22 protein-coding genes and 1 pseudogene are annotated in these 23,828 nt (G+C 60.2%); 11 read left to right on the top strand and 12 right to left on the bottom strand.

What is annotated here, in order from left to right; all coding sequences use genetic code 11:
• The first annotated feature begins 66 nt into the window (after positions 1-66).
• Positions 67-1,053, top strand: coding sequence for an aldo/keto reductase (locus C5L13_RS25635; protein WP_105386102.1), 987 nt, complete (start codon positions 67-69; stop codon positions 1,051-1,053).
• 89 nt (positions 1,054-1,142) lie between these two features.
• On the opposite strand, the gene C5L13_RS25640 is transcribed toward C5L13_RS25635, so the two are convergent.
• The 6 genes from C5L13_RS25640 to clpP form a co-directional block, all read right to left on the bottom strand.
• Positions 1,143-1,598, bottom strand: coding sequence for a GNAT family N-acetyltransferase (locus C5L13_RS25640; protein WP_158693532.1), 456 nt, complete (start codon positions 1,596-1,598; stop codon positions 1,143-1,145).
• 65 nt (positions 1,599-1,663) lie between these two features.
• Positions 1,664-3,859, bottom strand: a complete 2,196-nt coding sequence (locus C5L13_RS25645) for an esterase-like activity of phytase family protein (protein WP_105386104.1) — start codon at positions 3,857-3,859, stop codon at positions 1,664-1,666.
• A 146-nt stretch (positions 3,860-4,005) separates the two neighbouring features.
• A complete protein-coding gene (gene hupB / locus C5L13_RS25650; RefSeq protein ID WP_105386142.1) occupies positions 4,006-4,281 on the bottom strand; it encodes a DNA-binding protein HupB in 276 nt (91 codons plus the stop codon).
• A 200-nt stretch (positions 4,282-4,481) separates the two neighbouring features.
• A complete protein-coding gene (lon, locus tag C5L13_RS25655) occupies positions 4,482-6,902 on the bottom strand; it encodes an endopeptidase La (protein WP_105386105.1) in 2,421 nt (806 codons plus the stop codon).
• A gap of 406 nt (positions 6,903-7,308) precedes the next feature.
• Positions 7,309-8,586, bottom strand: coding sequence for an ATP-dependent Clp protease ATP-binding subunit ClpX (gene clpX, locus C5L13_RS25660; RefSeq protein WP_105371980.1), 1,278 nt, complete (start codon positions 8,584-8,586; stop codon positions 7,309-7,311).
• Between the two features lie 282 nt (positions 8,587-8,868).
• Positions 8,869-9,501, bottom strand: a complete 633-nt coding sequence (gene clpP / locus C5L13_RS25665; protein WP_105386106.1) for an ATP-dependent Clp endopeptidase proteolytic subunit ClpP — start codon at positions 9,499-9,501, stop codon at positions 8,869-8,871.
• Positions 9,502-9,879: 378 nt separating this feature from the next.
• Here clpP and C5L13_RS25670 point away from each other — a divergent pair, with 378 nt between their 5' ends.
• Together C5L13_RS25670 and ggt are read left to right on the top strand one after the other, a co-directional pair.
• Positions 9,880-11,130: a GGDEF domain-containing protein gene (locus C5L13_RS25670; protein WP_158693533.1), complete on the top strand. Its 1,251-nt coding sequence runs from the start codon at positions 9,880-9,882 to the stop codon at positions 11,128-11,130.
• 65 nt (positions 11,131-11,195) lie between these two features.
• The gene (gene ggt, locus C5L13_RS25675; protein WP_105386108.1) at positions 11,196-12,953 is read left to right on the top strand and encodes a gamma-glutamyltransferase; all 1,758 of its coding nucleotides are present in this window, start codon (positions 11,196-11,198) and stop codon (positions 12,951-12,953) included.
• Here the strand turns inward: ggt and C5L13_RS25680 are convergent, their stop codons facing one another.
• On the bottom strand, positions 12,954-13,775 hold the full coding sequence (locus tag C5L13_RS25680) for a hypothetical protein (protein WP_105386109.1): 822 nt from the start codon (positions 13,773-13,775) through the stop codon (positions 12,954-12,956).
• Between the two features lie 113 nt (positions 13,776-13,888).
• On the opposite strand from C5L13_RS25680, the pseudogene C5L13_RS25685 reads away from it, so the two are divergent.
• Positions 13,889-15,135: pseudogene (locus C5L13_RS25685) on the top strand (cytochrome P450).
• A 3-nt stretch (positions 15,136-15,138) separates the two neighbouring features.
• On the opposite strand, the gene C5L13_RS25690 reads toward C5L13_RS25685, so the two are convergent.
• Positions 15,139-15,960, bottom strand: coding sequence for an SDR family NAD(P)-dependent oxidoreductase (locus tag C5L13_RS25690; RefSeq protein WP_105386110.1), 822 nt, complete (start codon positions 15,958-15,960; stop codon positions 15,139-15,141).
• Between the two features lie 152 nt (positions 15,961-16,112).
• Between C5L13_RS25690 and C5L13_RS25695 the strand changes: the two genes are divergently transcribed.
• Positions 16,113-16,580, top strand: coding sequence for a MarR family winged helix-turn-helix transcriptional regulator (locus C5L13_RS25695; RefSeq protein ID WP_105386111.1), 468 nt, complete (start codon positions 16,113-16,115; stop codon positions 16,578-16,580).
• Between the two features lie 10 nt (positions 16,581-16,590).
• Here the strand turns inward: C5L13_RS25695 and C5L13_RS25700 are convergent, their stop codons facing one another.
• Positions 16,591-16,935, bottom strand: coding sequence for a cupin domain-containing protein (locus C5L13_RS25700; protein WP_105386112.1), 345 nt, complete (start codon positions 16,933-16,935; stop codon positions 16,591-16,593).
• Positions 16,936-16,942: 7 nt separating this feature from the next.
• Entirely contained in the window at positions 16,943-18,226 is a 1,284-nt protein-coding gene (locus tag C5L13_RS25705) for an O-acetylhomoserine aminocarboxypropyltransferase (protein ID WP_105386113.1), read from the bottom strand.
• Positions 18,227-18,348: 122 nt separating this feature from the next.
• Here C5L13_RS25705 and C5L13_RS25710 point away from each other — a divergent pair, with 122 nt between their 5' ends.
• Positions 18,349-18,777 (top strand): DUF6455 family protein, encoded by a 429-nt coding sequence (locus C5L13_RS25710; RefSeq protein ID WP_105386114.1) that lies wholly within the window; start codon positions 18,349-18,351, stop codon positions 18,775-18,777.
• Between the two features lie 6 nt (positions 18,778-18,783).
• On the opposite strand, the gene C5L13_RS25715 is transcribed toward C5L13_RS25710, so the two are convergent.
• On the bottom strand, positions 18,784-19,212 hold the full coding sequence (locus tag C5L13_RS25715) for a CoA-binding protein (protein WP_105386143.1): 429 nt from the start codon (positions 19,210-19,212) through the stop codon (positions 18,784-18,786).
• An 88-nt stretch (positions 19,213-19,300) separates the two neighbouring features.
• Between C5L13_RS25715 and C5L13_RS25720 the strand changes: the two genes are divergently transcribed.
• From C5L13_RS25720 to rpsI, 3 genes are all read left to right on the top strand, one after another.
• On the top strand, positions 19,301-19,651 hold the full coding sequence (locus C5L13_RS25720) for a hypothetical protein (RefSeq protein ID WP_105386115.1): 351 nt from the start codon (positions 19,301-19,303) through the stop codon (positions 19,649-19,651).
• A gap of 671 nt (positions 19,652-20,322) precedes the next feature.
• Positions 20,323-20,787: a 50S ribosomal protein L13 gene (gene rplM, locus C5L13_RS25725; protein ID WP_105386116.1), complete on the top strand. Its 465-nt coding sequence runs from the start codon at positions 20,323-20,325 to the stop codon at positions 20,785-20,787.
• A 2-nt stretch (positions 20,788-20,789) separates the two neighbouring features.
• Positions 20,790-21,257 (top strand): 30S ribosomal protein S9, encoded by a 468-nt coding sequence (gene rpsI, locus C5L13_RS25730; protein WP_105386117.1) that lies wholly within the window; start codon positions 20,790-20,792, stop codon positions 21,255-21,257.
• Positions 21,258-21,331: 74 nt separating this feature from the next.
• On the opposite strand, the gene C5L13_RS25735 is transcribed toward rpsI, so the two are convergent.
• Positions 21,332-21,793: an Lrp/AsnC family transcriptional regulator gene (locus tag C5L13_RS25735; RefSeq protein ID WP_105386118.1), complete on the bottom strand. Its 462-nt coding sequence runs from the start codon at positions 21,791-21,793 to the stop codon at positions 21,332-21,334.
• A gap of 148 nt (positions 21,794-21,941) precedes the next feature.
• Here C5L13_RS25735 and C5L13_RS25740 point away from each other — a divergent pair, with 148 nt between their 5' ends.
• Entirely contained in the window at positions 21,942-22,733 is a 792-nt protein-coding gene (locus tag C5L13_RS25740; RefSeq protein WP_105386119.1) for a phenylalanine 4-monooxygenase, read from the top strand.
• 81 nt (positions 22,734-22,814) lie between these two features.
• The gene (gene speB / locus C5L13_RS25745) at positions 22,815-23,765 is read left to right on the top strand and encodes an agmatinase (RefSeq protein ID WP_105386120.1); all 951 of its coding nucleotides are present in this window, start codon (positions 22,815-22,817) and stop codon (positions 23,763-23,765) included.
• Positions 23,766-23,828 lie beyond the last annotated feature (63 nt).

Consider the following 23,828-nt stretch of genomic DNA (forward strand, 5'->3'; position numbering starts at 1 on the left):
AAATGCCGGGCACGAAGAAAGCGCAAGGCGCCATATCCTGTGGATAGGGCCATTCAGGAGGACATTATGAGAAACCACCCGTTCGGACGCACATCCTTCAACGTCAGCGAGGTCGGCTTCGGCGCCTGGCAGATCGGCGGCTCCTGGGGTGATATCAGCGAGGCGGACGGCAAGGCCACGTTGGAAGCTGCGCTTGACGCCGGCGTCACCTTCATCGACACGGCAGACGTCTATGGCGATGGCCGCTCCGAAAAGATCATCGCCAACGTGCTCAAATCCCGAGGCGGTGCCCGCCCGATGGTCGCGACCAAGGCCGGCCGCAGGCTCAGCCCTCACGTCGCGGACGGCTATACCAAGGCCAATCTCGAAAACTTCATCGACCGCAGCCTTAAGAACCTCGAAGTCGACAGCCTCGACCTCGTGCAGCTCCACTGCCCGCCGACGGAAGTCTTTTACCGCCCGGAAGTTTTCGGCGCCCTCGACGATCTTCGCCACGCCGGCAAGATCAAGAACTATGGCGTCAGCGTCGAGAAGGTCGAGGAGGCGCTGAAGGCAATCGAATATCCAGATGTCGTCAGCATCCAGATCATCTACAACATCTTCCGGCAGCGCCCGGCCGACCTGTTTTTCAAGGAAGCCAAGCGAAAGAACGTTGCCGTCATCGTGCGCGTGCCGCTCGCAAGCGGGCTGCTCTCCGGCAAGATCAGCCGCGAGACCGCCTTTGCTAGGGATGACCACCGCAACTTCAATCGTCATGGCGAGGCCTTCGATCTCGGTGAGACCTTTGCAGGCGTGCCCTTCGAAGTGGGCCTCGAAGCGGTCGAGGGTGTGCGCAAGCTCGTGCCGGCCGGCGCTTCCATGGCCGCATTCGCACTCAAATGGATCCTGATGAACGAAGCGGTGACTGTCGTCATTCCCGGGGCGCGCAATGTGGAGCAGGCCAGGGGCAACGCGGCCGCCGCGGAGCTTGCCGCGATCTCCGCCGACGTGATGACCGCGACGAAGGAAATCTATGCACGGCTGGTGGCCCCGCACGTGCATCAGCGCTGGTAGCAGATCGAACTGGAGGCTCGCCCCTCACCGGCGGACTCCACTTTTACCCGCATATCCGACCAAGGGGTCGGGGCCTATCTCGCGGCCGCCTATCGGCCAATGGTAAACCGGTAAATCGCCTTGCTGTCTGATTGTATCCGCTCCACGTCCCGTCCTTCGGCAGCCTCGATCACGCGGGGCCAGAACTCCTGAGCGGGCGCGTTCGATGCCATGACGCTCAACTCCCAAAGACCGGGATGCGTGTGAAGAACTGCCGTCGCGGCACCGCGTCCAATGCCATCTCGCCGTGCATTCGGAACGATATAGAACTCGGCGATGGAGAAATCCGTACCCCTGCCCGATGCGGACCATGTGTTGACGAAGGTAAAGCCGACGGGGTGGCCATCCTGCAGGATCAGATAGGGCCAGCGGCTTTCGACCTCCTCCCAATAGGCCTCGAAATAGGGATAGTCGGAGCCGGAGCCGCCCTCCGCGAGGTACTCGGAAAGAAAGCCTCTCAGAAGCGGCTTACGCGTCGCGGAGGCCAGCTCTATGTGGGCAGGCAACGTATCATCTCCATAAACGGCCGGGCGCGAGGCCCGGCCTTTCTTGTCCAAGCATCCATAGACGCTCAGTTCGTGCCCTTCAACTCGACCGGGAAGAGCAACGTCTCGCCGGAGGAATCGTCGACGCCGTCGTTGTCGGTGACGGCAAAGGCCTTGCCCGACTTGTCGAAGGCGAAACCTTCGAGCTTGTCGACCACATAGCCGCTGGTTGCCGACTTCAGATCCGGAATGAAGTCGTGGACCTCTTCCTTCTTCACCACCGGCAGCTCGCCGCCGATCTTGCCGGGCTTCAGGTCGGCGATCGCGACGCGATAGAGTTTCTTCAGCTTGGCATTGTCGCCGATCTGGTTGTCGCGTTCGATGATGTACAGATGGTCGCCATGCGCGGTGATCTCGGAAAGACCGACCCAGCCGGCCTCGGCCTTCTCGATCGGGTAACGGACGGCACCCCATTCCTTTGACTTCGGCTTGTAGGAAACGAGCTTGACGGTGCCCTTCGGGTCGTCCTTCCATTCGCGCTGGATCGCCATCCAGAGCGTCAGATCATCACCGGAGCCGACGGTCGTGACGCCTTCGAAGCCGAAACGGGTTTCGCCGGCAAGAAGGTCGGCAGGCAGGCCGATTTCGGCCTTGATCTCGCCCTTGGCATTGACGTTGTAGAGGCCGTGACCGGTCAGCTTTGCCGAGTCGCCTTCCGACGCCAGCCAGAAGCCGCCCTTGCCGTCGAGCGCAATGCCTTCAATGTCGAGCTTCTGCGCCACCTGACCGTTGCGGGTCACGCGCAGGACATTGGTGATCTCCGCAGGCTTCCTGGTCGTATCGATGGTGAAGATCGACGGCTGCATGTTGTAGACGGAATCGCTGACTGCGTAGAGAATGCCGTCCTTCTCGGTATCGCCGACGAGACCGGAAAGCGCGCCCCAGCCCACGACCTTGCCGTCGACATCCTTGGAGACGAGCGTCGGATATGCCGGCTGCCCTTCGGCGAGCTGGTAGATCATGACATGCGAACGGGCGAGACCATCTTCGCCAAGATCGGCCTCATTGGCCGTGGCGAGCAGGTTGCGGCCCGGAATGGCGACGGCGCCTTCCGGCGATACGCCCGACGGCAGAAGCTGGGCAAGCTGCGGCTCGGCGCCGCTATCCTTGTAGACGGCGACGACGGACGCACGCTCGGAAAGAATGAAGATGTATTTCTGACCGTTGAAGGTGGCAAATTCCATGCCTTCAGGCTCGATGCCCTTCGACTTGGCGCGGCCCTCCGGGAAATGGCCGATGCGGGCAATCTCGCGCTCCAGCGAGGCGCCGGATTCGTAAAGGACCTTGCCGCTGCGGTCGAAGATGGTGAAGCTGCGCGAACCGCCCTTCCAGTCGCCTTCATTGGCGACGACGAGACGGTTGTTGTCGAGCCACTTGATGGCGTCCGGCTCGCGGATCACACCTTCGGCTTTGCCCGTAAAGGCAAGCTGGCCGTCGGTCTTGTTGTCGATGCCGTCCAGATCGGCCTTGCCGGCGGAAAAGTGGCCGACGATCTTGGCCGTCTGGCCGTCGATGATGGCGATATGGTTGTTTTCCTGCAGCGTGACGGCGATTTCGCCGGCATCGTTGATGGCGACGAATTCGGGCTCCGGATCTTCCGGCGCGACTTCGGCAATGCCCTTCAGATCGACATGCTTGATCGACGCGCAGTCGGCAGTGCCGTCCTTGAGCGACACGATGACGAGGTCGCCGGCCGGCATCTGCGGGAGAGCGCCGCCGTTCACCTCTTCGTCGCGCTCGTTTTCGATCGCGATTGCCGCAAAGGTCTTGTCCTTGGAGATTGCGATCGAATCTGGCTGGCCGCCGAGATCGCAGGTCAGATCGACTTTCTTCGAAGCGATGTCGACGACAGCGAGCATGCCGGTCGGCTTCGCCTTGCTTTCGCCGGTGTTGACGGCTGCAAGAACCTTTTTGCCGACGGCCGCAACCGAGGTCGGTTCGCCCTTGAAAGTCAGCACGCCGAGTGCCTTCGGCGCCTTGGGATCGGTGATGTCGATGAAACCGATCGCGCCGAGCGGGCTGTCGGAATAGACGAGCGTATTGCCGTCTTCGCTGGCGGTGATGATCTCTGCCGATGTCGTTGCCTTCTTGTCCTTATCGGCAGGAAGATTGCTGGCAACGGGGAAGGATGCAATGCGATTGAACACCTGCTCGGCGCTGGCCGGCACTGCGACCGACGCCAGCAGCGCGGCGGTCATGGCGGCACGAAATGAAAATGTCATGGGAAGCCCCTCCTGTCCTTAAAACGAACAGATGGCTTGTGGGCCACATGCGTGACAGGCAGATGACAGCACCATCAAAAGGAAAAGGCCCGGAAACCCGGGCCTTTTCTTGTTCGAGACTGTACGGGTGCCTGAAAGGCAGCGCGTTAGCTGTTGACTGCGTCCTTCAGGCCCTTACCGGCCGAGAACTTCGGCACGTTACGTGCCGGAATGTCGACTTCAGCGCCGGTCGAAGGATTACGACCCTTGGACGCTTCGCGACGGGAAACGGAGAAGCTGCCGAAACCGGCAAGACGGATATCGCCGCCCTTCTTCAGTTCAGCCTGTACGGACTCAAAAACGGCATCAACAGCGGATGCGGCATCGGCCTTGGACAAGCCAGCCTTTTCGGCCACTGCGGATACCAGCTCGTTCTTGTTCATGTTTCCACCCCTTTCAACGGTTTTGGAACGACTCATGTATTTCGGGGCCGACAATAGTTTTCCGTCCGGCCTTGGCAACCCAAAAGCTCCGCAATCGCCTGAAAAACAAGGGGTCTACGAAAGTTTTCACAAAAAAAGCCGGCTTTAAGCCGGCTTTTTCAGTGGTCAGTGCCAAATTCGCATGAACGGAAGGCTGTCGATCAATGCGCGATCGCGGCGCCAACGTCGTCGACGCCCTCCACTGTTGCAATCACCGGCGTTTCCACGGTGCCGTCCCATTCGATGGGCTCGGGCTGGCGAACGAGCGCGTGACGGATCACTTCGCCCATGCGGGAAACCGGAATGATCTCCATGCTGTTCTTCACGTTGTCCGGAATCTCAGCCAGATCCTTGGCGTTTTCTTCCGGGATCAGAACCTTCTTGATGCCGCCACGGAGAGCCGCGAGCAGCTTCTCCTTGAGGCCGCCGATCGGCAGCACACGGCCGCGAAGGGTGATTTCGCCGGTCATCGCGACATCCTTGGAAACCGGAATGCCGGTCATGATCGACACCATGGCGGTTGCCATGGCAACACCGGCGGATGGGCCGTCCTTCGGGGTCGCACCTTCCGGAACGTGGACGTGGATGTCCGACTTGTCGAAGCGAGGCGGCTCGATACCGAAGTCAACCGCACGCGAACGGACATAGGATGCCGCTGCAGAGATGGACTCCTTCATGACTTCCTTGAGGTTGCCGGTGACCGTCATGCGGCCCTTGCCCGGCATCATCACGCCTTCGATCGTCAGCAGCTCGCCGCCGACTTCCGTCCAGGCAAGACCGGTAACAACGCCGACCTGATCCTCGCCCTCGGCTTCGCCATGACGGAACCGCGGTACGCCAAGGTAATCCGAGATGTTGGCGGCCGTGACGGCAACCGACTTCGTCTTGCCCTTGATGATCTCGGTGACCGCCTTACGGGCGAGCTTCATCAGCTCACGCTCGAAGGAACGAACGCCGGCTTCGCGGGTGTACTGCTGGCTGATCGCCATCAGGGCATCGTCGCTGACCGAAAATTCGTTCGGCTGCAGAGCATGTTCCTTGATCGCCTTCGGCAGAAGGTGACGCTTGGCGATCTCGCGCTTCTCATCTTCCGTGTAACCGGCGATGCGGATGATCTCCATGCGGTCCATCAGCGGACCCGGAATGTTGAGGGTGTTCGCCGTGGTGATGAACATCACGTCGGACAGGTCGTATTCGACTTCCAGGTAGTGGTCCATGAACGTCGAGTTCTGAGCCGGATCGAGCACTTCGAGCAGTGCCGACGACGGATCGCCGCGGAAATCCGAGCCCATCTTGTCGATTTCGTCGAGCAGGAAGAGCGGGTTGGATTTCTTCGCCTTCTTCATCGACTGGATGATCTTGCCGGGCATCGAGCCGATATAGGTGCGGCGGTGACCGCGGATCTCGGCTTCGTCGCGAACGCCGCCGAGCGCCATGCGCACGTATTCGCGGCCGGTCGCCTTGGCGATCGACTGGGCGAGCGAGGTCTTGCCGACGCCCGGAGGGCCGACGAGGCACAGGATCGGGCCCTTGATCTTGGTAGCGCGAGCCTGCACGGCGAGATACTCGACGATGCGTTCCTTGACCTTTTCCAGACCGAAGTGATCCAGTTCGAGGATCTTCTCGGCATTGTTGAGGTCGGCCTTGATCTTCGACTTCTTGCCCCACGGAATGCCGAGCAGCCAGTCGAGATAGTTGCGCACGACGGTGGCTTCTGCCGACATCGGGCTCATCTGCCTGAGCTTCTTCAGCTCGGCATCGGCCTTTTCCTTGGCTTCCTTGGACAGCTTGGTCTTGGAGATGCGCTCTTCCAGTTCGGCCATCTCGTCGCGGCCTTCCTCGCCGTCGCCGAGTTCCTTCTGGATCGCCTTCATCTGCTCATTGAGGTAGTATTCGCGCTGGGTCTTCTCCATCTGGCGTTTTACACGCGAGCGGATTCGCTTCTCGACCTGCAGGACGGAAATCTCGCCTTCCATGAAGCCGAGCGCCTTTTCGAGACGCAGCTTGACGGAAACCGTCTCCAGCATTTCCTGCTTCTCGGTGATCTTGATCGAAAGATGCGAGGCGACCGTATCGGCGAGCTTCGAATAGTCCTCGATCTGGCTTGCAGCGCCAACCACTTCCGGGGAGATTTTCTTGTTCAGCTTGACGTAGTTTTCGAACTCGGAAACCACGGAGCGCGACAAAGCCTCCACCTCGACGGGATCCTCGTCGGGTTCGGCCAGGACATCGGCTTTTGCTTCGTAGAACTCTTCCCGATCGGTATAGCCGTCGATCTTGGCGCGGGCGCGGCCTTCGACAAGAACCTTCACGGTGCCATCGGGAAGCTTCAGGAGCTGCAGCACGTTGGCGACCGTGCCGACCTTGTAGATCGCAGACGGTTCGGGATCATCGTCGCCGGCATTGATCTGGGTGACGAGCATGATCTGCTTGTCGGACCCCATGACCTCTTCAAGCGCACGAATGGATTTTTCCCGTCCGACGAACAGGGGCACGATCATATGCGGAAAGACCACAATGTCGCGCAGTGGCAGCACCGGATAGGTTTCGCCGCCAGATGCCGCAGACGTTGAATTCGTCATTTCATTTCCTTTCCATCGTCCCGTTTCCGGGAAACGCACCGGGCAAATCACCCAGGTATTTCACTCCCGCCCAAAGTGGAGTGTTTGAAAATCGATTTCAAGCCTTGCAAGCCTGCTGCCGCGGAGGATTATGACAATGCTATTGCAAAGCGCGCATTAACTCAAACGCTTACGCAGAACCCCAAGTACGGGAGGCGATCACCAGCAATCTGCTTCTGCAATCGCAAACAAAACGAAGCACCCGTAACAACGATGATCTTCCCGCACCGTTTCTAATGCAAGGCGAATATCGTGCAATTATTCGCCATGGAAAAATCGTGGAATAATCAAAAACAAGAAGGCCATGCTGCTTAGCAAAAGAGGCCCCAGTGGGGCCTCTTCAAGGTGATTATCGGATCATGCGGGATCAGGCGGAAACGTTGGCCTTCTCGTCCTGGCGATCCGCATAGATGTAGAGCGGACGCGCAGTACCGCGAACGACCTCCTCGGAAATCACGACTTCGCGAACGCCTTCCAGAGCCGGCAGCTCGAACATCGTGTCGAGCAGGATCTTTTCCATGATCGACCGAAGGCCGCGAGCACCGGTCTTGCGGACGATCGCCCTCTTGGCGATTTCACGCAGAGCGTCTTCGTGGAAGGTCAGCTCCACATCTTCCATCTCGAACAGGCGCTGGTACTGCTTGACAAGCGCGTTCTTCGGTTCGGAAAGGATCTGGATCAGCGCATCCTCGTCCAAGTCTTCCAGTGTCGCCAGAACCGGCAGACGGCCGATGAATTCCGGGATCAGGCCGAACTTCACGAGATCCTCCGGCTCGAGTTCGCGCAGCACTTCGCCGACGCGGCGCTCGTCCTGGGCGCGAACCGTCGCGGCGAAGCCGATCGAGGTCTTTTCGCCGCGGGCGGAAATGATCTTGTCGAGACCGGCAAAGGCGCCGCCGCAGATGAACAGGATGTTCGTCGTGTCGACCTGCAGGAATTCCTGCTGCGGATGCTTGCGGCCGCCCTGAGGCGGAACCGAGGCAACCGTGCCTTCCATGATCTTCAGAAGCGCCTGCTGAACGCCCTCGCCCGACACGTCGCGGGTGATCGAGGGATTGTCCGACTTGCGGGAGATCTTGTCCACTTCGTCGATGTAGACGATGCCACGCTGGGCGCGCTCGACATTGTAGTCGGCGGCCTGCAGAAGCTTCAGGATGATGTTTTCGACATCTTCACCGACATAACCGGCTTCGGTCAGGGTCGTGGCATCGGCCATCGTGAAGGGAACGTCGATGATGCGGGCGAGCGTCTGGGCAAGATAGGTCTTGCCGCAGCCGGTCGGACCGACCAGCATGATGTTCGACTTCGCAAGCTCGACGTCGCCGCCCTTGGAGGCGTGCGCCAGGCGCTTGTAGTGGTTATGCACCGCGACCGACAGGATGCGCTTGGCCTGTTTCTGGCCAATGACGTATTCGTCGAGAACCTTGATGATGTCCTGCGGCGTCGGAACCCCGTCGCGCGACTTGACCATCGAGGTCTTGTTCTCTTCGCGGATGATGTCCATGCACAGTTCGACGCATTCATCGCAGATGAATACGGTCGGTCCGGCGATCAGCTTCCGGACTTCGTGCTGGCTCTTTCCGCAGAAAGAGCAATACAGGGTATTCTTCGAGTCGCCGCCGTTGCTGCCGCTGACTTTGCTCATATCACTTTCCTTCCAGCACTCCGCGCTCACGTCAAAAACGGGCGCGGTCCACTCTACAGCCCGCCGGCACGCGTCCTGACGGACTGACGTACCGCCTGCCCTAAGGGTACTCTACCGATCCGGCCACACCATGCAGATCGGCGGCAACGAAACCCTCAAGAAACGCATGCTATGTCACAAAAGTTCAACACAGCATTAATAGGTACTAATAGCGCTTTCCGTGCGACTTGAAACCCTTTTTTGCTCACAACGGGGTGAGACGCACAGGATCCGCTATCAATCTCAGTCTGCGGCGCCACCCTCGAGTTCCTGACGCGAAGTCAGGATCTTGTCGATGACACCCCATTCCTGGGCTTCGTCGGACGTCATGAAGTGGTCGCGATCGAGGGTCTTTTCGACTTCCTCCAACGTGCGGCCCGTATGCTTCACGTAGACCTCGTTCAGACGTCTCTTCATCTTCAATATGTCACGGGCATGGCGTTCGATGTCCGATGCCTGGCCCTGGAAGCCACCCGACGGCTGGTGCACCATTATGCGCGCGTTCGGGGTTGCAAAGCGCATGCCATTTTCGCCGGCGCAGAGCAGCAGCGAACCCATGGATGCCGCCTGGCCGATGCAGAGCGTCGACACTGCAGGCTTGATGAACTGCATCGTATCGTAGATCGCCATGCCGGCGGTCACGACGCCGCCTGGCGAATTGATGTAGAGGGCGATTTCCTTCTTGGGATTTTCGGCCTCGAGGAACAGGAGCTGCGCGCAGACGAGCGACGCCATCTGATCTTCCACCGGACCGGTCAGGAAGATGATGCGCTCCTTGAGAAGCCGCGAAAAGATGTCGTAGGAGCGCTCACCGCGATTGGTCTGTTCTACGACCATCGGCACCAAGGCCATTGCGGTATCAACTGGATTTCTCATGTCCGTCCTTTGTCAAGCTTCTCTTGATCCCGGGCCGAAGGCAGAAAGGCGCTCCGGAATCAAATGGAATGGGTCATCCCTACATAGAGTGTCAACGCCCGGTACTTCAAGACGGAGCATCCGATATCCTTAATCGCCGTAGGATGTGCGAAACTGACCGCTATCCCGATTTTCCCGAGATCGCAGCCGGCCAGAACCTGGTTTTGTCAAGCCGCACAGGTTTTTGAGGGATCAGAGTAAAGCAGGCGTGAAGATCGCGAGTGTATTTGCGAATCCCTGCTCAATATCCCGAACGGGGAGCGAGCATAGTCGGCAACATCATTTTAAAGACTCTCTGCCATGCTGGTCATGCCCGAAGTTGGGGCGTGGGGGTTTGACGTGGATATTTTGACGGGCCTGGTGATTTGGGCTGCCGAGGCCATGACGCTTGCCGCGCTCCTCTGGTCACGCTGGTTCTACGAACGGGAGAGTTTCTACCTGAGCTGGGGCGGCGGCTTTGCGCTGCATGGTTTGGGTGTGATGCTGCTGGCTCTGCGCGGCTATATTCCCGACTTCGTGTCGATCGAGATCGCCAATACCATAGTCTTCACAGGCGTTGGCCTGTGGATCACCGGATTTCTGCAATTCGATGGCAAGCCGGTCGGAGGGTTTGTCGCCATTCCGGCACTGATCTGGATCGCCGGCATGTTCCTCGACCCGGTGCGGGAGAATTTTGCCAACCGGGTAGTCCTCTATAACGGCGCGGCCATCGTCGGCTATGCGATCCTGATCGGCATTCTCGTCTCGAACAAGGGTCGTTCTCGCTCGACCCGTCGCTTCCTGGCGGTTTTGATTGGCATCCAGCTTCTTGCCAACGGGGTCAGCGCCGTGCTGGCGATCGTGCGGCCCCCGACCTCCTTTGCATCGGCCCCGAATGCGGCACTTCTCTTCTTCCCCGCCGCCTTCTGCTTCATCGCATTTGTCGCAGGCGCGGCAAGACTGCTGACCGAACGGTCGGAGGAGAAACTGAAGGCGCTGGCCCTGACCGACCCGCTGACGGGGGTGCTCAACCGGCGCGGCCTGATCGACGAGTTCCGTGGGCTTTGCGGGGTCCAGAAGACCGACAAGCCGCTGATCGCCATGCTGCATTTGGATCTCGACTGCTTCAAGCAGGTCAACGACCGCTGCGGCCATCAGGCTGGCGACGCCGTTTTGGTCGCGTTTTCCAGGGTCGGCCAGACGTCGCTGCGAGGCCGCGGCTCGTTCGGCCGGATGGGTGGCGAGGAATTCGCATCCATCGTGCGCGTCGGTGACATGGTGGAGGCTGCCAGTATCGCGGAAGCTATCCGGCTCACGCTAAAACAGCAGACGATCAACACCGGCGACCACCAGATCAAGGTTACCGTCAGCGTCGGGATTGCCCTGGCGGTGGCCGACGACGCCAATCTCGATCTCCTGCTCAGTGCAGCCGACCGGGCGCTTTATGCCGCCAAGGAAAGCGGCCGCGACCGCACCGCCGTCGATACCGGGGGAGAAGCCTTTATCGTCCCCGCCGTCGATCGGCAGGGCGAGGACGAAGCCCCGACGGACCTGCGCGCCAACCATCAAGTGGCAGCGCTCAAACGTCTGGCGGCACTCGGCCAACGCTGACCTCTTGCCCTTCGCCCTCCGACGCCCACATTCGATGATGGGCAGAGCGTTGCGGAGGATGCATCATGCGGATGGGCCTTTTCACAGGAATCGTTTTTTCTTTGACGCTTTGGGCCGGGGCGCTGCCGGCTCAGCAGGCTTCCGACACCGTGGCGCCGGAACGAGCCACGGGCTTCACCGCCGCAAAACGCGTGGAAACGAAGAACTTCATGGTCGCGGCAGCCAATCCGCACGCCGCAGAGGCAGGCCGCGAGATCATCGCCAAAGGCGGCAATGCGATCGATGCCATGGTTGCCGTCCAGACGGTGCTCGGGCTCGTGGAGCCGCAGAGCTCCGGCCTCGGCGGCGGCTCCTTCCTCGTCTATTATGACGCCGGATCCGGCAGGCTGACCACTTTCGATGGCCGCGAGACCGCGCCGATGGAAGCAACGCCCAAGCTCTTTCTCGATGCCCAAGGCCAGCCGTTGAAGTTCATCGACGCGGTGGTCGGTGGCCGTTCGGTTGGCACACCCGGCACGGTGCGTCTGCTCGAAGACGTGCACAAGCGCTATGGAAAGGCAGAGTGGGCCAGCCTTTTCGAGCCGGCGGAAAAGCTCGCCGCCGAGGGCTTCGCCGTTTCCCCTCGCCTTGCTTCGCTCCTTGCGGCGGAAGGCGACCGACTGAAGAAATATGATGGGCCTCGCGGTTATTTCCACGACGAAGCGGGAGCGCCGCTGAAAGCCGGAGCGACACTCAAGAACCCCGCTTATGCGGAAACGCTGAACGCGATTGCATCGGGCGGAGCCGATGCTTTCTACAAGGGACCGATCGCGGAGGCGATCGTGAAGACGGTTCGCGAGGCCGCCGGCAATCGGGGCGTGCTGTCTCTTACGGATCTAGCCAACTATCGTATCAAGGAACGAGAAACCGTCTGCTTCAACTATCGCGCGCTCGATATCTGCGGCATGGGACCACCCTCCTCCGGCGCGGTCGCCATTGGACAGATGCTCGGCATCATCGAAAACTTCGACGTGAAGGCGCTCGGGCCGCAAAATGCAGAGAGCTGGCGGATCATCGGCGACGCCCAGCGCCTCGCCTTTGCGGATCGCGAACGTTATCTAGCCGACACCGATTTCGTGCCCCTGCCGGTCAAGGGGCTTATCAAGAAAGACTATCTCGGCAAGCGCGCCGACCTGCTCGACGGCGGCAAGGCGCTTGCCGCGGATGCGGTGAAGGCGGGCGAGCCGGAATGGGACCATGCCCTGCTCTTCGGCCGCGATGCGGCGATCGAACTCCCCTCCACCAGCCATTTCGTGATCGTCGACAAAGAAGGCAATGTCGTCTCGATGACCACGACCATCGAAAGCGGCTTCGGCTCGCGACTGATGACGAACGGGTTTCTGCTCAACAACGAACTCACCGACTTCTCCTTCAAGACACATGACGGAAGCCTGCCGGTTGCCAATCGCGTCGAGCCGGGCAAGCGGCCCCGTTCGTCCATGTCGCCGACAATCGTCATGAAGGACGGCAAGCCGCTGCTCGCGATCGGCTCACCGGGCGGCAGCCAGATCATCGGCTACGTCGCGCAAGCGTTGATCGCCTACATCGACTGGGGCATGCCGGTAGAGCAGATTGTCGCGCAGCCGCATCTCATCAACCGGTTCGGCACCTACGACATCGAGGCCGGTACCGACGCCGAGAAGCTTGCCGAACCGCTCAAGGCGCTCGGATATGAGGTGAAGGTCGGCGAAATGAATTCCGGGCTGCATGCGATCGAGATCACCGCCAGCGGGCTCGTCGGCAGCGCCGATCCACGCCGCGAGGGAGCCGCGGTCGGGGAATAGTCAGACTTCGGCGGCACCATAAACCAGCGCGGTCTTGGTCGGACCTGTCGGGTTCACCCAAGGCGAAGCGCAGAGGATGGTCATCGCAGCCCAGGCGTTGCGTACTGCCCCGGCGCTCGCCTCGCCGTCCTCGAGGTCGAAGCGGAAGCTGAATTCGGCAGCCGCCGGATTTGGGTGGCTCTTCTCGTTCCACCACAGAATGAGTGCGCATTCCGCACTCACATCTTCTGATAATTTTAGCCGCCCCCCTTCGAATACGTGCTCGCGTATCCGCAAGTCTCCAACCCGGAAGACCTTCGCATTGCGAGGCGGCAAAGATATCTTGCCGAAATCTTCATAGGGATCGAGACAGTCGCCGACCGTTGCGGGTTCGGCTTCGTCATCGAACTCGGCCTCGACGGATCGGCTGAACAGCGCCCAGAACCGCGGTGTACCGGCGGGAGGCATCGCCTTGACGTCCTCCTCGAATTTGATGTCCTCGTCATCTCCGGAATGGAAGGTCTGCGCGGCGGCAAGCAGCCGGTCGCCATGGCGGAATTTCAGCGTTGTCGACCAAGGCCCGTCGGAGCCCAGTGGACGCCGCATCCGGAAGACGAGGTTGGACAGCCGGTAGAGATCGGTCCCTTCCGTATCCAGGAAGAAAACATCGCGCTGCTTCTTTGGCTTCAGGACATCGAGCTTGCCTTTGGCGTCCACCTCATCTCCCAGCTTTTCACAGATATCCGCCCAAAAATCGGAGACCCTGGGACGACATGTCCCGACGTCACCGACGAACCGATCCGTATCCAGCATCAGCTTGTATTCCCGCGATGACAAACCCATCGACGTCTCTCCCGGCCGCAGACAAACGTGCAAAGCCCATCATAACCGCAATCTTTAATTGCATCAATCGCCACCCCTTTTCCGGTCACCTGAAATCCTTTAGGTCTCGACGGATGACCCGTCTGCTCGATTTCCCCCGCATCGATCCGGAAGCCCTCCGCGTCTCCCTCGACGGGCGAAACCCGGCATTTTACAGTGATCCCAACCGCGTCTATGCGGCTCTCCACGAGCACTGCCCGACGTTCTATTGGGCGGAGCAGAAACAATGGTTCTTCACCGGTTATGACCATGTGAACGCGCTTCTGCGCGACCGGCGGTTCGGCCGCCAGATCCTGCATATCGCCAGCCGCCAGGAGCTCGGCCTGCCTGAGCCTGAGCCGCATCTTGAAAATTTCGATCTGGCCGAGCGTCATTCCCTGCTGGAACTTGAACCGCCGGAACACACGCGGCTCCGCACGCTGGTCAACCGCGCCTTCGTTTCCAGGCATGTCGAAAAGCTCCGGCCGGAAATCGCGGACATTGCGGAGAGATTGATCGACGCTTTTGAGAAGGACGGCGAGACGGAACTCCTGTCATCCTTTGCGGACGTGATCCCCGTGACGATGATTGCCAGAATGATCGGCATTCCGGACGAAATGGGACCGCAACTTCTCAAATGGTCGCATGCCTATGTGGGCATGTACATGTTCAAGCGCAGCCACGCGGACGAGCATGCCGCAGATCGCGCCGCCAGGGAATTCGCCGATTACATCAGGCGCCTGATCGCCGAGCGGCGCCGCGAACCGCGCGAAGACCTGCTCACCCACATGATCCTCACGGGGCACAAGGGGCAGTATCTCACCGACGACGAACTGGTCTCGACGACGATCGTGCTCCTGAATGCCGGGCACGAGGCGACGGTCCACCAGATCGGCAACTCAGTTCGCGTGATCCTGGAAAGCGGGCTTCCGGCGACCGAGTTCTTCCGAGACGAGGCGGCAACGGAACGGACCGTCGAAGAAACGCTGCGCATCTGCGCACCGGTCCACATCTTCCAGCGTTGGGCGCTGGAGGACGTCGAAATCGACGGCGTCACATTCAGGCGCGGCGACAAGGTGAGCCTCATCCTCGCCGCCGCCAATCTCGACCCCAAAAAGTTCTCGGATCCGCTGGTCTTCAAGCCGGACCGGCAGGAGGCGCCGAACCTTCGTTCGGCGCCGGCATCCATTTCTGTATCGGCGCGCCGCTGGCACGGCTGGAGCTGAACACCGTGCTGCCTATCCTCTTCCGCCGACTGCCGGGGCTCAGGATCGCGAGGCCACCGTCAGTCAAGGATGTCTATCACTTCCATGGATTGGAGCGGCTGGAGCTGACATGGTGAGCGTCAGGCAGCGTTGGCAGACGCATCAGCTACGCCGTAACGGGCGGCGGGCTTGCTGAGCGACAGATGTGGCCGCAGTTCACCGCGGGCTGCTTCGAGCGCCTCGTAGAGCGACTTGTCCGAGAGCGACGGAATGGTGACCAGTTCACCCTGATCAAAACCGGCGAGCGCGGCATCGACGAGATCGCCGACATTCATCACCATGTTCGGATCCATATTGTCGAACGAGCCGCCGACCCGGTCGAATATTTCCGTGCGGGTCAGTCCCGGCAGAACCGCCTGAATGCGCACGCCGGTATCCACCAGTTCGGCGGCAAGCGATTCCGTCAAAGTCAGAACAAAGGCCTTGCTGGCGCTATAGGTGCCGCTGAACGCATGCGGCCACAGTGCGACCACCGATGCCGTGTTGATAATGCTCCCACTCCCACGCGCGACGAACGCCTGCGCGGCGGCGACGGCCAGACGATTTGCGGCCAGCACGTTCAGGTCCACCATCCGGTCCAGGTAGTCGATATCGCTCTGGAGAAGCGGACCGGTCGGGCCGATCCCGGCATTGTTCACGAAAAGGGTAATCGTATCATCCTCGCGCAGCCGCCGATCGACGAGCGCGATGTCGGCACGCTGCGTCAGATCCGCGCGAAGCACGTCGGCCTTGACGCCCGTCTCGCGAGCCAGACGCTCGGCTGCAGTCTTCAAGCGATCTTCATCCCGGGCCACAAGCACAAGGTCGTAGCCGCGGCGGGCCAGACGCTCGGCATAGGTCGCGCCGATGCCCGACGATGCGCCGGTCACCAAGGCAGTTCCGAGTTTCGAGGTTTTAGTCATTGTCCATCTCCTGATATGGAATTTACTGGCATATGCCACTAAATAGATGAAGACGGCCAATCGGCTATGCAAGAGGCGTGGAAGACTTTTTATTGGCGGTGGCAGAGCCGGATGAAATCGGGCACTCTCAGCCACGACGAAACAGACAGCCCATGATGGAAAAAGAACAGTTCGAGGACGGCATCTGGCTTTATTGCAGCAACAGCGCGGTACGCCGTGCCGCGCGGCAACTTGGCCAGCTCTACGAGGATGCCATGGGGGACACCGGGCTCAAGGGCACGCAATTCTCGCTCATGTCGCAGATCGCCCGCTCCGGTGAACCGACCCTGAAAAGGCTCGCGGAAACCATGGTCATGGACCTTTCCGCCCTTGGTCACACGCTGAAACCCCTCCTCCGTGACGGGTTTGTCGAACTGATCCCCGACGACAAGGACCGCAGGGTGAAGCGGGTGCGCCTGACAGATGCGGGCGCCGCGAAGCAGCGGGAACTAACCGCTCGTTGGACGGTTGCCCAGGATCATTTCGACAAGGCCTTCGGCAAGGAGAAGTCCGAGGAATTGCGGCGGACCCTCGCCTTCATTTCTTCGCCGGAATTCGCGAAGGCTTTCAACCGGGACTGAAATCCGCTTCTCACGTCCTGATCACATAATCCTTGCGAGTCGTTTCAATCACTTCCCAGGTTCCTTTGAAGCCGGGTCTCAGCACCATGCTGTCGCCCGACTTCAGATGGACGGGCTCACCGCCCTCCTCGGTCACGACCGAATGGCCGGAGAGGACGTGGAAATACTCCCATTCGTCGTAAGAGATTCGCCACTTGCCGGGCGTCGCCTCCCAGACACCGGCATAGAGCCCGCCCTCGGCCTCTTCGAAATTCCATGTTCGAAATGTCGGATTGCCGGAGACCAGCCGGTCCGGCGCCGGCGCGCCCTCTTCCGGGGTGATGGTAGAAAGGTCGAAAGTCAGCCAGGTTGCCATTTCTTCCTCAGATCTTCGACAAAGCCTGGTCGAGGTCGGCGATGATATCGGCGGCATCCTCGATACCGATCGACAGGCGCACGACGTCCGGGCCGGCGCCGGCGGCGATCTGCTGTTCTTCACTCAGTTGCCGGTGCGTCGTGGAGGCCGGATGAATGACAAGAGAACGGGTGTCGCCGATATTGGCCAAGTGGGAGAAGAGCTGCAGGCTTTCGACCAACGTCTTGCCCGCCTCGTATCCGCCCGTGACGCCAAAGGTGAAGACCGAGCCTGCACCCTTCGGCGAATACCGCCGCTGCAGGACATGGTTCGGGTCCTCTTCCAGACCTGAATAGCTGACCCAGGCAACCTTCGGATGGGCCTTCAGCCATTTGGCAACCACGGCTGCGTTATCGCAATGCTTCTGCATGCGCAGGGGCAGCGTCTCGATGCCGGTCAGGATCATGAAGGCGTTGAAGGGGGAGATCGCGGCGCCCATATCGCGCAGGCCCAACACCCGGCAGGCTATGGCAAAGCCGATATTGCCGAATGCCTGGTGCAGCACGACACCTGCATATTCCGGCCGCGGCTCCGAAAGCATCGGATAATTGCCCGATTTCGACCAGTTGAACGTGCCTCCGTCGACGATCACTCCGCCCATGGAATTGCCGTGGCCGCCCATGAACTTGGTCAGCGAGTGGATGACGATATCGGCTCCGTGTTCGAGCGGCCGGACGAGATAGGGCGTCGCCATCGTGTTGTCGACGATCAGCGGAATGCCGCGCCGCTGCGCCACCTCGGCGATCGCCGCGATATCCACGAAGGTGCCGGCGGGATTGGCGAGGCTCTCGATGAAGATCGCCCGGGTGCGGGCATCGATCTGGCCGTCGAAGCTTGCCGGATCTTCCGGATCGGCCCAGCGCACCTGCCAGTCGAAATTCCTGAACGCATGGCCGAACTGGTTGATCGACCCACCGTAGAGTTTTCGCGCCGCGATGAAATTGTCGCCCGGCTGCATGATCGTGTGGAAGGTTAGCATCTGCGCCGCGTGGCCCGAAGCGACCGCGAGCGCCGCGGTGCCACCCTCGAGCGCCGCCACCCGCTCCTCGAGCACGGCCTGGGTCGGGTTCATGATGCGGGTGTAAATATTGCCGAATTGCTGCAGGCCGAACAAGGCCGCGGCATGATCGGCATCGTTGAACACGAAGGATGTGGTCTGGTAGATGGGCGTCGCCCGCGCCCCGGTGGTGGGGTCAGGCTGGGCGCCCGCGTGAACCGCCAGAGTTGAAAATCCCGGATTGATCGTCGGCATGGTCTCTCTCCCTGAATGTCTTCAGCCCTGTTATCACGCTCCCCAAAATCAAACTGGTTGATTTTGGTCAACGACTGCTGTTCTCGCGCGCATATCCTCCCGACAATAGAGAGGAGAATGCCATGAACGATCAAGCCCCTGCCCGCCACGAAAGCCTCGCGTCCCGAATTGCCCGCTGGTGCTCCACGGCCTGGGACACGGTCGAGGAAGCCAAAACCCTAGCGAGCCTCGACAACGAGACGATCGAAATGCTGGCGCGCGACAACGCGCTGTCGAAGGACGAGTTCGTTTCTCTGCTCCGGCGCGGCCCCCATGCAGCGGACGAAATGCTAGCCCTTATGCGGGTCCTGAACATCGATCCGGAAGAGGCAAAGCTCGTCGAACCTCTGGAGTTCCGGGAGATGCACATCACCTGCTCGCGATGCGGGGAAAAGGCCCGCTGTCGCCGGGAACTGACCGACGGCACCGCTGCCGCCGACTTCGCGGGCTATTGCGGCAACGCCGACTACCTCAACGAGATGCGCGCCCGACCGGAACTGCTGGTGGATTGACGGGCGTCAAGCGACAAGGCGCGGATATTCGATCGCGGGGCAACGATCCATCACGACCTTGATGCCGGCCGCCTCCGCCTTGGCGGCTGCCTTGTCATCGCGCACGCTGAGCTGGCCCCATATCGCTTTGGGCCTCGTCTCCAGGGCGAGCGCCTCGTCGACCACGCCGTCCAGATATTCGGCTGCTCGGAAGACATCGACCAAGTCGACCGGTTGCGGCACGTCGCCAAGCGTCTTGTATACCGTCTGGCCGAGGATCTGCTTGCCCGCCTGACCGGGATTGACGGGATAGACCGTGTATCCCTTGCCAAGCAGGAACCCCATGACACGGTTGCTCGGCCGGTCCGGGTTCGGAGAAGCGCCCAGAAGAGCGATCGTCTTGGTGTTTTTCAGAATTTCGGCAATATACGCGTTGTCGTAGTGGTCATGGTTCATGACGGCAGCTCCGGTGATGGGGACGCCTCTGGCGGCGCGGTCGCTTCGCTGTATGTATGGCTCCGTCTCCGTAAAAGGGATGCAGGCCATGAAAAAATTTCTCGCAAGCCTCGCCGTTACCTGCGCCGTCTCGTTTCCGTCGGCCGAGCCCGCCTTTGCCATCTCGCGCTATAATTCGACCGGCATGTCCTGTGCTGCCGTGCAACGTGCGATCGCCCGGGAAGGCGCCGTAATCCTGCGTTATCCATCCCGAAATGTGCGCGGCATGACGCTTTATGACCGCTATGTTACCGACAGCGGCCTCTGCGACGGCCACGAGTTTGCCGATCGCGCCACCGTCCCCACGACCGACACTCCTCGCTGTCCCGTTCTCGCCTGCAAAAGGCGGCCCGATCCGGAAGACTGCTTTCCGCTACAGGCGGGATGCACCCGGTTCTGAACCGCAGGACGGCAACAACAGGCTCCGTTCCGCAAACGTTCTCGCAATTTTCCGCTTCCGTACGAAGCATATTAGAAGCATCTTATAGTTGAATTAGGGCGAACTACTATTCATCATCCGCGAAAAATCATAGCTGTGGCTTTTTCACCCAGCAGTTTATTGACGCTCAAAAATAGTACTTATTCACAAGACGTTGACAAAAAAGCCGATATTCATCGCCTTGCCAATAGCCTGCTATCGGTTTCCGCGACACGCCCACTGCCTGTGCCCACAGGTTGTATGCAGGGTTGAGTGGAGATTTCTTTCTTCCAGCCGCAGGTGTCCCCCAGGTGGCATGGCCGCAACCGGGCGCCTCTCAGCAAAAACGACATCCAACCGAAAGCAGCCCTGCAAGAGAGTTTCTAACGCCATCTGCCGCAACACGGTCCCTTTACAGAAATAAAGTGTGGTATGCGGATACCATATACATAAGCCGTTGAAATAACTTGATTTATTTTTCCACCGCCAAAATCAGCCGCCTTGACGCATCTTTGTCTCATCGGTATAAGCCGCCACAGATTGCGGACCCCTGTGGACCGCATTCTTTTTGGCGGCGCTGCCGTCAAGCCAAGCAACAAGAAACGCCCTGTATCCGATATCGGATCTCACGGGTCCAGACGAAAGAGAAAACCATGTCAACCTTCGTTCAGAAGCCCGCCGAGGTGGAGAAGAAGTGGGTGATCATCGACGCCGAAGGCCTCGTAGTCGGTCGCCTCGCCACCATCGTAGCAAACCGCCTACGCGGCAAGCACAAGGCCACTTACACCCCCCACGTCGATGACGGCGACAACGTGATCGTCATCAATGCGGAAAAGGTTGCCCTCACCGGCAAGAAATATTCCGACAAGACCTACTACTGGCACACCGGTTATCCGGGTGGCATCAAGGAGCGTACCGCGCGCCAGATCATCGAAGGCCGCTTTCCGGAGCGCGTCCTCGAGAAGGCCATCGAGCGTATGATCCCCCGTGGTCCCCTCGGTCGTCGCCAGATGAAGAACCTGCGCGTTTACGCCGGTTCCAACCATCCCCATGAAGCCCAGCAGCCGGTCGCCCTCGACGTGGCCTCGCTGAACAAGAAGAATGTAAGGAGCGCCTGATCATGGCCGACCTCTCCTCTCTGAAGGATCTCGCTCCGGCGGCCGAAAGCCAGGCTCCGGTTCACGTCCGCAAGGTCGACAACCTTGGCCGTTCCTATGCGACCGGCAAGCGCAAGAACGCTGTTGCCCGCGTATGGGTCAAGGCTGGTTCCGGCAAGATCATCGTCAATGGCAAGGACTTCTCGGCTTACTTCGCCCGTCCGGTCCTGCAGATGATCCTGCAGCAGCCGATCGTTGCAGCTGCCCGCGCCGGTCAGTTCGACATCATCGCGACCGTCACCGGCGGCGGCCTTTCCGGCCAGGCCGGCGCTGTGCGCCATGGCCTCTCCAAGGCCCTCACCTATTTCGAGCCGGGCCTGCGTTCGGTTCTCAAGAAGGGTGGCTTCCTGACCCGCGACAGCCGTGTGGTCGAGCGTAAGAAGTACGGTAAGGCCAAGGCCCGCCGCTCCTTCCAGTTCTCCAAGCGTTAATCGCCTCTGGATTTTGGACTTTCGAAAGGCGGGGCTTCAGCTCCGCCTTTTTCGTTTGGGGGTTCCGGCACCCCTCAGATCGGCAGTTCCGTCGTCGACTTCAGTTCGCGAAGAACAAAGCTGGAGACCACATTGCGCACATGCGGATTGCGCATCAGATGACGGGTCATGAAGGCTTCATAGGCTTCGACATCGCTTGCCCTGATTTTCAGCATGTAGTCGAACGTTCCAGACAACGCATAACATTCCATGATCTCCGGCCGATCGCGCACGACGTTCGCAAAAGCTTCGATCGCCTCCTCATGGTGGTCCTCCAAGGTCACATGGGCGATGATGCAGAGCTTGAGGTCGAGCTTTGCAGGATCAAGAAGGGCCACCCGTTTTCGAATAACGCCATCTGCCTCCAGTTCCTGGATCTTGCGCCATGCGGTGCTTTGCGACATCCCCGCTTTCTCCGCCAGCTCGGCAAGCGATGAACCGTCTCCGGACTGGACGAGTTGCAGAAGCCTGCGGGCAGCCTTCAGGTTTTCTTTCATCCCAGCGCCTCCTCTCGGAATATTCTCCCATTTTCAGATCCTAGTCCGGCAATCCTGAAATGTTTATCCGCATTTTTCGGGATATGATGGTGATCTGGCAGTGAGGTTGGAGGAGCCCGGCTCACTGGATCAAGATCGGGAGGCGCTCATGCCCAAACAAAGCACCTATACGGCGAAGCTGCCGGATGCGGATGGCATCTATCACTACACGACCGAAGAAGACGGGATCTGGAGCGAACTCTACCAGCGCCAGATGACGCTGCTGGCCGACAAGGCTTGTGCCGAATATCTTGATGGCGTGAAGCTGCTCGGCTTGAAGCCGGACAAGGTTCCTCAGCTTCACGATATCAACAGACGCCTCAACGAGACCACCGGGTTCGGCGTGGAAGGCGTCCCGGCGCTCATCCCCCCATCGCGCTTTTACGAATTGCTGTCGCAGGGCAAGTTCCCATTGGCGACGTTCATCCGCCGCCGCGAGCATATCGACTATATCGAGGAGCCCGACATCTTCCATGAGGTTTTTGGCCACTGCCCTCTGCTGACGAACCAGAGCTATGCCAATTTCGTTCGCCGCTTTGGTGAAAAGGCCGTCGGGCTCGGCAAGGAATATTCCTGGCACCTGTTCCGGATATTCTGGTTCACCGTCGAGTTCGGCTTGATCGACACACCGCAGGGGCGCCGCTGCTTCGGCGCAGGTGTCGTCTCCTCTCCCAATGAGACGCGGACCGCGATGGAAGGCAGGGAAAGCGAATTCCGCCCCTTCGATCTGATGACGGTGCTTAGAACGCCCTACCGGATCGATATCGTGCAACCGATCTACTACGTCATCGAGAGCTTCGCGCAGCTGGAAACGATCATCGAGGAGGATATCGGCGCGCGCATCAGGGACGCCAAGGCTCTCGGGGACTTTCCGCCGGCTTTCGAAGCCAAGGCTTCCTGAGCAAAGCATTTTGTCCGGCTGAGACTTGCCTTGTCTGCTCTCATTGTTCAACGTCCCGCCACCAATTGATGGAAGGACGCAATGGCAGAAAAGTCGATCGATCACGCCTTCATGGCAACCAGCCTCACCTCTGCCGCCACTGATCCCACCTTCGCCGGCGCACTCTCCTTCATGCGCCGGCGGTTCACCAAGAACCTGGAAGGTGTCGACGCGGTGGTGTGGGGCATTCCCTTTGATGCGGCGACGTCCAACCGCCCGGGTGCGCGCTTCGGGCCACAGGCGATCCGGCGAGCTTCCGCCATCTTCGACAACGATCCGCAATACCCCTTCTCGCGCGATCTCTTCGCCGATATGGCTGTCATCGACTATGGCGACTGCCTGCTCGACTACGGCAACCATCAGAAGACACCGGCAACCATCGAGCAGGAAGCGGCCAAGATCATTGCACACGGTGCTTTCCTGCTGACGCTCGGGGGCGACCACTACATTACCTGGCCGCTCCTCAAGGCGCATGTCGCGAAGCACGGCCCCCTTGCCCTCGTCCAGTTCGACGCGCATCAGGATACCTGGCTCGACGACGAGAGCCGGATCGATCATGGCTCCTTCGTAGCGCGCGCGGTGCGCGATGGCATTATCGATCCCGCCCGTTCCATCCAGGTCGGCATCCGCACCCATGCCCCGGAGGATTTCGGCATTCGCCTTCTCTATGGCCATGAGGTGGAGGAGATGACGGCGGACGAGATCGCCAGGGCGATCCTTGCCCATGTGGGCGACATGCCGACCTACCTCACCTTCGACATCGACTGCCTCGATCCGGCCTTTGCGCCGGGTACCGGGACGCCGGTGGCCGGTGGCCCTTCCAGCGCCAGGATTCTCTCTGTATTGCGGAAGCTGGGGTCGCTCGACATCCGCGGCGCCGACGTGGTCGAAGTCGCGCCTGCCTACGACCATGCGGATATCACCGCCATTGCCGGAGCGACCGTTGCCATGTATATGCTCGGGCTTCGCGCGGAGCGAAAGGCAACGCGTTAAATTTCTGAATCAAGTGGCTGGTAAACCGAATCCGGCCTTCAATCCAAGGCACTGACATCACAG

Source organism: Neorhizobium alkalisoli, assembly GCF_002968635.1.
GTDB classification, from domain to species: domain Bacteria; phylum Pseudomonadota; class Alphaproteobacteria; order Rhizobiales; family Rhizobiaceae; genus Neorhizobium; species Neorhizobium alkalisoli.

What these genes read in the sequence shown, in the direction of transcription:
- C5L13_RS25635 (WP_105386102.1), top strand. Translation starts at nt 67, where the DNA reads ATGAGAAACCACCCGTTCGGACGCACATCCTTCAACGTCAGCGAGGTC.
- C5L13_RS25645 (WP_105386104.1), bottom strand. Translation starts at nt 3,859, where the DNA reads ATGACATTTTCATTTCGTGCCGCCATGACCGCCGCGCTGCTGGCGTCG.
- hupB (WP_105386142.1), bottom strand. Translation starts at nt 4,281, where the DNA reads ATGAACAAGAACGAGCTGGTATCCGCAGTGGCCGAAAAGGCTGGCTTG.
- lon (WP_105386105.1), bottom strand. Translation starts at nt 6,902, where the DNA reads ATGACGAATTCAACGTCTGCGGCATCTGGCGGCGAAACCTATCCGGTG.
- clpX (WP_105371980.1), bottom strand. Translation starts at nt 8,586, where the DNA reads ATGAGCAAAGTCAGCGGCAGCAACGGCGGCGACTCGAAGAATACCCTG.
- clpP (WP_105386106.1), bottom strand. Translation starts at nt 9,501, where the DNA reads ATGAGAAATCCAGTTGATACCGCAATGGCCTTGGTGCCGATGGTCGTA.
- ggt (WP_105386108.1), top strand. Translation starts at nt 11,196, where the DNA reads ATGCGGATGGGCCTTTTCACAGGAATCGTTTTTTCTTTGACGCTTTGG.
- C5L13_RS25680 (WP_105386109.1), bottom strand. Translation starts at nt 13,775, where the DNA reads ATGGGTTTGTCATCGCGGGAATACAAGCTGATGCTGGATACGGATCGG.
- C5L13_RS25690 (WP_105386110.1), bottom strand. Translation starts at nt 15,960, where the DNA reads ATGACTAAAACCTCGAAACTCGGAACTGCCTTGGTGACCGGCGCATCG.
- C5L13_RS25695 (WP_105386111.1), top strand. Translation starts at nt 16,113, where the DNA reads ATGATGGAAAAAGAACAGTTCGAGGACGGCATCTGGCTTTATTGCAGC.
- C5L13_RS25700 (WP_105386112.1), bottom strand. Translation starts at nt 16,935, where the DNA reads ATGGCAACCTGGCTGACTTTCGACCTTTCTACCATCACCCCGGAAGAG.
- C5L13_RS25705 (WP_105386113.1), bottom strand. Translation starts at nt 18,226, where the DNA reads ATGCCGACGATCAATCCGGGATTTTCAACTCTGGCGGTTCACGCGGGC.
- C5L13_RS25710 (WP_105386114.1), top strand. Translation starts at nt 18,349, where the DNA reads ATGAACGATCAAGCCCCTGCCCGCCACGAAAGCCTCGCGTCCCGAATT.
- C5L13_RS25715 (WP_105386143.1), bottom strand. Translation starts at nt 19,212, where the DNA reads ATGAACCATGACCACTACGACAACGCGTATATTGCCGAAATTCTGAAA.
- C5L13_RS25720 (WP_105386115.1), top strand. Translation starts at nt 19,301, where the DNA reads ATGAAAAAATTTCTCGCAAGCCTCGCCGTTACCTGCGCCGTCTCGTTT.
- rplM (WP_105386116.1), top strand. Translation starts at nt 20,323, where the DNA reads ATGTCAACCTTCGTTCAGAAGCCCGCCGAGGTGGAGAAGAAGTGGGTG.
- rpsI (WP_105386117.1), top strand. Translation starts at nt 20,790, where the DNA reads ATGGCCGACCTCTCCTCTCTGAAGGATCTCGCTCCGGCGGCCGAAAGC.
- C5L13_RS25735 (WP_105386118.1), bottom strand. Translation starts at nt 21,793, where the DNA reads ATGAAAGAAAACCTGAAGGCTGCCCGCAGGCTTCTGCAACTCGTCCAG.
- C5L13_RS25740 (WP_105386119.1), top strand. Translation starts at nt 21,942, where the DNA reads ATGCCCAAACAAAGCACCTATACGGCGAAGCTGCCGGATGCGGATGGC.
- speB (WP_105386120.1), top strand. Translation starts at nt 22,815, where the DNA reads ATGGCAGAAAAGTCGATCGATCACGCCTTCATGGCAACCAGCCTCACC.